Origin of the sequence: Loktanella sp. PT4BL, assembly GCF_003201935.1 — a bacterium.
Taxonomy (GTDB): Bacteria; Pseudomonadota; Alphaproteobacteria; order Rhodobacterales; family Rhodobacteraceae; genus Yoonia.
Window position 1 is genome coordinate 1 of sequence record NZ_QJJL01000021.1, and the last position, 9,451, is coordinate 9,451.

The 9,451-nt window shown below is 51.4% G+C and carries 7 protein-coding genes; 6 read left to right on the forward strand and 1 reads right to left on the reverse strand.

The features are described 5' to 3' along the window. Positions 1–437 precede the first annotated feature (437 nt). On the reverse strand, positions 438–2,303 hold the full coding sequence (locus tag C7964_RS19395; protein WP_181417261.1) for a sigma-54-dependent Fis family transcriptional regulator: 1,866 nt from the start codon (positions 2,301–2,303) through the stop codon (positions 438–440). A gap of 188 nt (positions 2,304–2,491) precedes the next feature. Between C7964_RS19395 and C7964_RS19400 the strand changes: the two genes are divergently transcribed. The 6 genes from C7964_RS19400 to C7964_RS19425 all read left to right on the forward strand — a co-directional run bounded on the left by C7964_RS19400 (position 2,492) and on the right by C7964_RS19425 (position 9,083). Then, positions 2,492–3,544 carry an NAD(P)-dependent alcohol dehydrogenase gene (locus C7964_RS19400; RefSeq protein WP_181417262.1) on the forward strand — a complete coding sequence of 351 codons (1,053 nt, stop codon included), beginning with the start codon at positions 2,492–2,494 and terminating at the stop codon, positions 3,542–3,544. 98 nt (positions 3,545–3,642) lie between these two features. Beyond that, positions 3,643–5,172, forward strand: a complete 1,530-nt coding sequence (locus C7964_RS19405) for an ABC transporter substrate-binding protein (RefSeq protein ID WP_110281205.1) — start codon at positions 3,643–3,645, stop codon at positions 5,170–5,172. A 20-nt stretch (positions 5,173–5,192) separates the two neighbouring features. Beyond that, positions 5,193–6,092, forward strand: coding sequence for a carbohydrate ABC transporter permease (locus C7964_RS19410; protein ID WP_286164079.1), 900 nt, complete (start codon positions 5,193–5,195; stop codon positions 6,090–6,092). A 1-nt stretch (position 6,093) separates the two neighbouring features. Beyond that, entirely contained in the window at positions 6,094–6,939 is an 846-nt protein-coding gene (locus C7964_RS19415; RefSeq protein ID WP_110281206.1) for a carbohydrate ABC transporter permease, read from the forward strand. Between the two features lie 5 nt (positions 6,940–6,944). After that, positions 6,945–7,997, forward strand: coding sequence for an ABC transporter ATP-binding protein (locus C7964_RS19420; RefSeq protein WP_110281207.1), 1,053 nt, complete (start codon positions 6,945–6,947; stop codon positions 7,995–7,997). Continuing rightward, positions 7,998–9,083, forward strand: a complete 1,086-nt coding sequence (locus C7964_RS19425) for an ABC transporter ATP-binding protein (RefSeq protein WP_110281208.1) — start codon at positions 7,998–8,000, stop codon at positions 9,081–9,083. The last annotated feature ends 368 nt before the right edge of the window (positions 9,084–9,451 follow it).

Consider the following 9,451-nt stretch of genomic DNA (forward strand, 5'->3'; position numbering starts at 1 on the left):
TTTATTTTCCCGGCTGACCAAACTGGCTTCGAAGTGGATTCCCCGGTGAAAAAGCCACGCGCTAGCGAAATGGCGCGCCAAGCCCCCCCGTATACATAAAAGGCTGCGGAGGAACCATGGGAGGGGGCTTGCCGACGCATCCGGCCCTGAGCGAACGCTCGTAACGATCGCGGCTAATGGCGGTCGTGAGCCAAAATTGCAGGATGGAGCGTGTTGCACCAATGCCCGCTATCACGAGAGAACCTAAAAGCTTTCAACAACAGCTTCGGCTTTGAATGGGTCCTTGGCGACGTCAATTGAGATAGATTGTACATGTGCTAAACAGGAATGTCATTTGCACGCTTTTTCGATCAAACCAGTTCATTTTGAGCCACCTAACCAATGTTAGAATAGATGGTTTTGTCAAGTTTAGGGGCGTTCGCGCGACTTCGATGTTCTTAATCCATAACATGAGTATAGACAGTATTTCGAGAAACACCAAGTTGGCGCGCAGCCAAGGCAACGTTCCCGTTACAGTCGCGCAATGCCTTTCGTATTTCTATACATCTTACTTCCTTGATCATCTGCCCGACGCAGCGCGTACACGCCGAGATCCCAAGCTGACGTTGACCCAAAATCCGATTGACACCTTCTTGTCTTATGATTCCTTCGTGGTGATGGATCGCAAGCGTACGCAGATTCCGATTTAGATCGGTTAAATTGTGATCAGAAGTCATCATTTTAAGCGCGTCTGTGCCCTTGTTTGAAAGCGTGTGTTGAGGGGAGATTGCGGTAAGCATCGCGCAACACAGATGTCGAAAATCAGAACGATTTACGAGCTTTGGCAAGTAAAGTGAAAAGCCTGAAAGGCGATCGTATATGGTGCGCAATGGGCCTATTGCGTCGTTCAAGCTGGCAGAATTCTGCGCGCTGCTGATTATGATCCATTCGCCGTCAGCAAGCAGCGGATTGCGCCGTTGAATGACACGATTGAGCAAGGTGTTCAGGCTTGGCGCGATTTCAATCGGCAGCAGATCAACCCTATCGAGATACAGCGTGCCGCCCTTGTTGAGATCAATGGTATCTTGCTTTCTGGACGTCGCATCCGCTTTGGATTTCATCTGTGCGATAAGCTGGCCTTCGACCGCGTCTAAATTGAGTGTCTCACACTCGACAAGGACGAATGCTTGATCCGGGTGAAGTTGATCATGTATCTCCTCGGCCGTTGTGTTTTTCCCGGTTCCGGGTGCGCCAACAATCAAAACAGGCAGGCCTTGTTGGGCAGATTTTCTGCCTAACCGAAGATTTTGGCGCAAGGCTTCATCTTCGAAAACACGACCGGTCCCGATGTCTCCTGCTGCCATTGGAACGCGATAGATTGGATCGGTTGGCAGCAACACCTGCGTGTTCGTGAGTTTTGTACGTGCCGAGTGGGTAAGCCTGAGGCGCGCAAAGTACCCAGACCTCAGCCAATCAGTAATTTGAACGATTTCGCCCCTACATATCTGTTCGATCAAAGGTCGGAACTGCCCCATAAAGACGTCTTGGAATTTGATCGCATTAGCAAGATTCAAACCTGTCAAAAGCTCCCCGGTGCGACGGTTTGCCCCCGTAATCTGGCCGTCTTCGTTGAACGCAATCATGCCGACATTTTGTGTCTTGAGATACTCTTGACGGGGATGAAACTGGATGATGTGTTCGCCGCGATGATCTTCTACGAACAAACGGTTTTCAACATTTTGCGCGGCAAGATTCACCAACGCGAGCGTATGATACTGTCTGGCGGTCACTTCGGAAGACGCATCCAGCAACCCTATTAATTGGCCGCTACTGTCAAAAATGGGGGCAGATAGGCACGACACCGTACCTTCTTTTGCGAAGAAATGTTCGCGACCCGTGACGCTACAAGATGCACCAGTGTGAAGTGCCAACCCGAGAGCGTTGGTGCCGCGTATTTCCTCGCTCCAGATTGAACCGGGAAGGATACTTTTGCCGCAAGTGGACGTACGAAATTCTTCATCCAGAATTTGATCAAGCACGACACCGTCACTGTCTGCGAATGCCACCAGAAAATTTGATCCAGCGATTTGTGCGCTGAGTAATTCTAATTCCGGCCTGACAAGACGCATAACGCGATCTTGCTGATCACGACGCTGATAAAGGTCGGTGTGTGAGACGACACATTCCTCGGGTTTACCGACTGGATCAAGGCCAAGTCGCACACACCGCCGCCAACTATCAGCAATCGTTTCCGGCACGGCACCGTAGGCAAACCTACCTTTAACCTCGAGGCCGTTGCGAGCTTTATCAAATGCAGTTTTCACGAGCGCCCTCCCAAGCATATAAACTTTTTGCCAAATAGTGCCGAATAAACAAAGGGAAAACCATGATATGTTCATTTTTTGAGCACAAAAAACAACGCGCTATTCAGAAATTGAACACTCGCAAAAAATTCAGCGAATGTGTTGACCGTTAAGCAAGGCCTCACAAACATTTGATCTCGGAGAGTCCCATGAAGGCCCAAGTTTTACATAAATACGATGATGATCTGACTGCCCCATCCTGGGTTGATTACATCGATGTGCCGGATCCTGCTATTACCAAGGGATCGGACGTAATCGTTCGCATTGGTGGTGCAGGGGTGTGCCGCACTGATCTGCACGTCATCGAAGGTATTTGGCGACCGCACATGGATCCAAATGGAAACGCTCTGTTGCCGTTGATCTTGGGCCATGAAAACGCAGGTTGGGTCGAAGACGTCGGGCCAGAAGTTGAAGGACTGAAAAAGGGTGATCCTGTGATCATCCATCCGAAGATTTCGAACGGGACATGCATTGCGTGTCGTCGTGGTCAAGACATGCACGGCGAAGGTACGTTTCCAGGCCTTGATTCTAATGGTGGTTACGCTGAGGCGTTGGTGACGTCTGAGCGCAATATCATCAAGCTGCCAAAGTCACTTCTGCCCAAGGAAGTTGCACCCTATTCTGATGCTGGACTGACCGCTTATCGCGCGGCTAAAAAGGCGACGCGCCATCTGCTTCCCGGTGAATACTGTGTCGTGATTGGTGCTGGTGGTTTAGGCCATATCGCGATTCAAGTCCTGCGCGCGATGTGTGCTGCTGAGATCATTGTTGTTGATAGATCTGATACGTCGTTGGCCCTCGCCGGTGAATGCGGTGCTGATCATTTGGTAAAAGCAGATGGTGGTGAAGTCGACGCAATCTTATCCTTGACCAAAGGTCACGGCGCAGAAGCCGTACTTGATTTTGTCGGTGAAAATGGCACGACCCGTAAGGGCCTCGCTATGACGCGGGCAGCCGGCAGTTATTACGTCGTCGGGTACGGCGAAGATATTCAGGTTCCGACCGTTGATCTTGTGATCACTGAAAAGAACATCATCGGCAACCTTGTTGGCACGTGGGCGGAACTGACGGAACTGATGGAATTGGCCCATCGCGGGTTGGTCGATCTAACAACCAAAGAATACGCGCTGAGCGATGCAAATCTTGCGCTGCGCGATCTGCACGATGGGAAAATCCGCGGTCGCGCGGTTCTAATCCCTTAATTTAACTAAAACTGAATCAATTGCGCAGGCCACACAACTGTGGCCTGCGCACGATCCGCGAGGAGCGGATCATATCATGACCAAATGGGAGGACTAACATGAAATATCGGTTTACAACTTCGGCTTCGGCGCTAGCGATTGTCGCCTCATCTGCTGTGCCTGTTTCGGCACAAGATTACACACGTTTTGGCATCGAACAGGACCTGCCGGGTACCTGTAGCTATGAAGCGACAGATGCAAAGGATTATTCTGGGCGAACATTGAACATCATCACCCACGCGATCCCTGTCATCGGGGAACCCACCGCGCTTCACGCGGAACAGTTTGCTGAATTGACTGGAGCCGAAGTCAATGTTGTTCACGTGCCGTTTGGTGATCTGTTCCAACGGATTATGATCCCATTCCAAAGTGGGCAGAACGCCTATGATGTAATGTTCTATCCATCACTTTGGATTGGTGATTTCAGCCGCTTCCTTGCCCCTGTGCCAGAGGCCTATGTCAACTCTACGGGCATGATGGATGTCACCCCAAGTTTTACGGGTGTCGCGACCTGGAACGGTGAAATGATCCAATACCCGATGGATGGTGATCGCCATTATCTGAAATTCCGGACGGACGTGTTCGAAAATGCCGATGTGCAAGCCAAATACCTCGCCGACACAGGCAACCAATTAACCGTTCCGGCGACGTGGGAGGAATACAATCAGGTAGCCGCATATTTCAACGCATCCGATTGGGATGGTGACGGCGAACTGAACTATGGTTCTGCCGAAGTCGCCAAGCGCGATGATCTAATGTTCTCAGCATTTATCAGCCGTGCAGCACCTTATGCAAAGCACCCAGATGTCCAAGGCGGGTTCTTCTTTGACCTTGAGACAATGGAACCGCTGATCAATACGCCGGGTTTCGTGCGCGGTCTTGAACTGTTTATCGAGGCCCAGGCCAGTTTCCCTCCCGGCGGTACTAATTTTGGGCTGGGTGATGAAATCTTCTCGTTTGGCGGCGGTCAGACTTTGATGAGCTATAGCTGGGACGATGCCTATATCCAGGCGAACCAAGAAGACAGCCGGATTCGCAATATGGTCGCAGCCGCACCACTGCCGGGCGCATCCGAGGTCTGGAACCGCGAGACTGGCGAATGGGACACATTCGAGACGCCTAACCGTGCACCTTACATGACGTGGGGTTGGTCTTCAGCAGTATCTTCAATGTCAGAAGAGCAAGAGATGGGATTTGATTTCCTTTGCTTCTTCTCCAACGAAGCCAACGCTGAACATGACATGCAGATCGGTCGCTTTGGTGTGAACCCTTACCGCAACAGTCATTTCGATGTTGATTATTGGAAGGGCCAGGGTTGGGCAGATAAAACAGCGCTGACTTACGTAACGACATTGTCTGAGATGGAGGAAAGCCAAAACCGTGTGTTTGATTTGCGTGTTCCGGGTGTAAGCCAGTTCATGTCGTCAATGGCGAATGGTGTGGCTGAAGCGATGGCCGGTCAGAAAACGGCGCAAGACGCGCTGGATGATGTTGCGAAAGAGTGGGCTGAAATTGCTGATCGCATCGGCAAGGACCGTCTACGCGACGCATATTCCAATGTTGTAACACTTGAAGACAACGAAGGTTGATGACGAGAGGTGGGCGCGCAATGACGCCCACCTCAACTTTCGGGGTAAATACCATGCTATCATCTAAACACTTTTTCTTGTTGCCAGCGCTTTTGACGTTGATCGCAATCATTGTTTTCCCACTCCTATTCACTATCCGCGTGAGTTTTTCGAGCTGGGATGTGTTCCAGTCGGGCCTTGATTACATCGGCGGTAAGAACTACGGTCGCGTTCTAGAAGACGAACGGTTTTGGCAGAGCCTAGGGCGGCTATCATTGCTGTCATCGATCTCGGTGTGTCTGCAATACACGTTAGGGTTTGCACTTGCGCTTGCAGTCTGGAAACAGGTTCGCGGCGGGCGGGTCTTGCGAGTTTTGTTCCTCATCCCAATGATGACGACACCGGTAGTTATGTCCGTGATCTGGCGAACAGTTTTTCACGAAAGCCTTGGCCCCGCGAACGACATTTTGGGAATGTTTGGCTTTGGCGCGGTGCCATGGCTGTCCAGTGCTACCGGGGCCTTCATTAGCGTCCTGATTGTCGAAGTCTGGCAATGGACCCCGTTTATGTTCCTTTTGTTGTTGGCTGGTTTGGTTTCTCTTCCACGTGAACCTTACCTTGCTGCCGCAATTGACGGCGCTGGCACTTTGCGCACATTTTGGCAAGTTACGTTTCCGCTCATGGCACCGATCACAATCGGCGCACTGATCATCCGGCTTATCGAAGCCTCAAAGATCATGGACACCGTTTACGTCTTAACTTCGGGCGGGCCGGGAACAGCAACTGAAACCTCATCTTACTACATCTACATTCGAGGCCTGCGCGACTTTCAGATTGGGTACTCGGCGGCGTTGTCGCTGGTTTATTTGGTCATCATGATTGTCAGCCTCACCGTGATTGCAAAGCTATTGCTGCGCTTGCTGGTCGGAAAGGTCGGTTAACATGAACAAGTTCTATCACATCCTGAAAACCCTGTTCCTCTTCAGCTGGTCACTGTTTGTCGTCTTTCCATTTCTTTGGGCACTGACAACATCATTCAAGGACGCCAATGCCATCACGAGCGGTGCAACCTACATCCCTTGGGTGGATTATGAACCCTCAACACAAGGCTGGACATCGCTTTTTACAACAGGATCGCAAGGAATTAACATCGTCGGTCCGTTCATCGATTCCGCCGCAGTGACCTTGATCGCAAGTCTAGTCAGTCTGTTACTCGGGACCTTGGCCGCCTACGGGCTGTCGCGGTTTGAATATCGGTTGGGTTTTGTTAAAAACGCTGACATCACGTTCTTCTTTATCTCGCAACGGATCATGCCACCCATCGTTCTCGCGATCCCATTTTTCCTGATGCTCAAGGAGCTAGGCGCGCTTGATACGATCTTTGGATTGGTGCTGGTTTATGTAGCACTCCTGCTGCCTATCGCGGTCTGGGTCATGACTGATTTCTTTGCCGGTATCCCAAAAGAACTTGACGAGATGGCGATGACTGACGGATGCAGTCCGATTGGTGCGTTTTTTCGGGTTATCCTACCTAATTCAGTTCCTGGTCTCGTCGTGGCAGGCATGTTCTGCCTCATCTTCGGGTGGAACGATTTCTTCTTCGCTTTCACTCTCACATTCACCGAAACCCAGCTTTTGCCGGTCTCTATCGTGTCCCTCAACTCATCCGTAACACCTTGGTGGTCGTTGTCAGCATTCGCATTGATTTCGGTCGCACCATTGGCCTGCGTCGCAGTCATTGTTGAACGTTACATGTCACGTGGCACTATGTCGGGGGCCATCAGGTAGATATCATGCTTCAAGTAGATCAACTCACAACCGCTGATCCAAAAGTCTCTTTGCAGGACATTTCATTCCAGTTTGACGCGGGGAACATATATACGATTCTTGGCCAAACCGGTGCGGGAAAGACCGAACTTTTACGTGCTTTGATTGGGCTTGATCCATTAGTTGAAGGGGACATCAAACTGGATGGCCAGAGTATCGCCAAACGGCCAGTTAAAGATCGCAGCATGTCGCTCGTGTATCAGCAGTTCATAAACTACCCGCATCTAAGCGTGTTGGACAACGTGGCGTTCCCGCTGCGCCGTCAGGGCAAAAAGAAAGCAGATGCGCAATCACTTGCGGCCAAGATGCTGACGGTCGTTGGTCTGGGCGATTACTTACAACGCCGTCCTGCGCAGCTTTCGGGTGGGCAACAACAGCGTGTCGCGTTGGCCCGTGCTATGGTCAAAAAGTCACGTATCCTGATGCTGGATGAGCCGTTGGCCAATCTGGACTACAAGCTGCGCGAACAACTGCGCGAAGAATTCCCAAGACTGGTCACTGGAAATGATGACAGTGTAATCTTGTATACGACCACCGAACCGCGCGAGGCGATGGAATTGGGCAACACGATGATCATCATGACCGATGGACGCATCGTGGCCTGTGGCCCACCTGCTGACTTGTTTGCGAATCCCCCGACAAAAGACGCCGCAAGCGTGATCAGCGATCCACCGATTTCGTTTATCTCAGGATTTGTTCGCAGCGGTGCACTTTACTTTGGCGAAGGTCAGTTGGCCCCGAACAATGGCTTGCACCTGCCAATGGACGGCCCCGTCACTATCGCGCTTCGCCCCGATGCAATTGAACCTGGGGGTGCATTCAACGCGACAATCGGTCTTTCTGAATTCAGTGGATCTGAAACCATCGTGCACCTCGATTTCGATTTCGGCCGTGCGATTATGTTAGTTGAGGGCATTGAGACCTTTGAAGTGGGGAGCCACATGAGTGTGTCCATCAAGGCCGAACACATCATGCTGTTCTCATCAGACGGACAGAACATCACGACAAGGATCAAATAAATGGCTGAAATCGTACTCGAGAACCTTGGGCATAGTTACCTGCCCGACCCGAAATCTGCGGCAGAATTTGCACTCAAACCAGTCAATCTCACTTGGCAGGATGGCAAGACCTACGCGCTTTTGGGGCCATCGGGCTGTGGCAAAACGACGATGCTTAATATCATTTCTGGGATTGTAGCTCCATCTCATGGATGCCTGCTTTTTGACGGGCAGGATGTGACACAAACCCCAACGGTTGAACGCAACATTGCGCAGGTGTTTCAGTTTCCTGTGATCTATTCGACCAAGACAGTGCGCCAGAATCTTGCGTTTCCGTTGGAATGCCGTGGCGTGGCACCTGAGCGCATCAAAGCCCGCGTCGCCGAGGTCGCCACGCTTTTAGATCTGGATTACGCGCTTGATATGCCGGCACGAAGACTGAGCGCGGATCAAAAGCAACTGATCTCTCTAGGGCGCGGTCTTGTGCGCGAAGACGTCAGTGCCATTCTTCTGGACGAACCGTTGACTGTGATTGATCCACAAATGAAATTCATGCTACGCCGCAAGCTACGAGATATTAACCGCGAGACCGGCATGACAATGATCCTCGTAACACACGATCAAAGTGAAGCCATGAGTTTTGCGGATGAGATCGTGGTGATGAAGGATGGATTGTTGCAACAGTCTGGCACTCCTGCAGAGCTATTCTCACGACCGCAGAACGACTTTGTCGGCTACTTCATTGGGTCGCCGGCGATGAACATGATTACCCTCGAATCCCGTGATGGAATCCTTGGAACTGATGCGCTTGATTTGACCAAAAATGCGGAGATTGGGACCGCAGGGTCACGTTATCAATTGGGCATTCGACCAGAGCACATATCGCTCGTGGCCGCTGATGCTGAAAACGTTGGTGTCGGTACGATAAAGAAAATCGAACATCTTGGCGTCGACGGCGTCGTAACCTTGCAGTTGGCGACTGGTATTTTGATCAAAGCAAAAACACGAAATCACGTTGAGATGAGTGTTGGTCAAACCCTGGGCGTCAACGTGCGAACCGAAGACGCACTCTTGTACATCGAAGGGTCACTCGCACACGCAGAGTGACCGCAAGTTGTTAAAATAGATCTCATTTTGCAGTCTCTCTCTCCCCTAAGCAATACTGAACGCTGCCCGGTACTTCAGGCAGGTCCAGGCGCTACCTCAAGAATGCGCACAACCTCCTCAGCGCTGAGCACGATGGGGATCTTCTTGGCCGCCCGTAAATAGTGCATACGTGTCTTCATCCCTGGTCGGGGACAGGTCTCAGCGAAGAAGAAGCGCAGCACCGTCAGCCGGTTGTTGAATGCCGGTGCCCCAACGCTCCGTTCCTTCATATCCGTATGCGGTGGCCACGCCCCATTTATTTATCGGTTGCACGTTGTTGTGGCTGGTTGATGCGGAGGGCGGTCGGTAGCTCGTCAGGGACTACGAGA

Coding starts and splice junctions, on each gene's coding strand:
- C7964_RS19400 (WP_181417262.1), top strand. CDS start 2,492: ATGAAGGCCCAAGTTTTACATAAATACGATGATGATCTGACTGCCCCA.
- C7964_RS19405 (WP_110281205.1), top strand. CDS start 3,643: ATGAAATATCGGTTTACAACTTCGGCTTCGGCGCTAGCGATTGTCGCC.
- C7964_RS19410 (WP_286164079.1), top strand. CDS start 5,193: ATGACGCCCACCTCAACTTTCGGGGTAAATACCATGCTATCATCTAAA.
- C7964_RS19415 (WP_110281206.1), top strand. CDS start 6,094: ATGAACAAGTTCTATCACATCCTGAAAACCCTGTTCCTCTTCAGCTGG.
- C7964_RS19420 (WP_110281207.1), top strand. CDS start 6,945: ATGCTTCAAGTAGATCAACTCACAACCGCTGATCCAAAAGTCTCTTTG.
- C7964_RS19425 (WP_110281208.1), top strand. CDS start 7,998: ATGGCTGAAATCGTACTCGAGAACCTTGGGCATAGTTACCTGCCCGAC.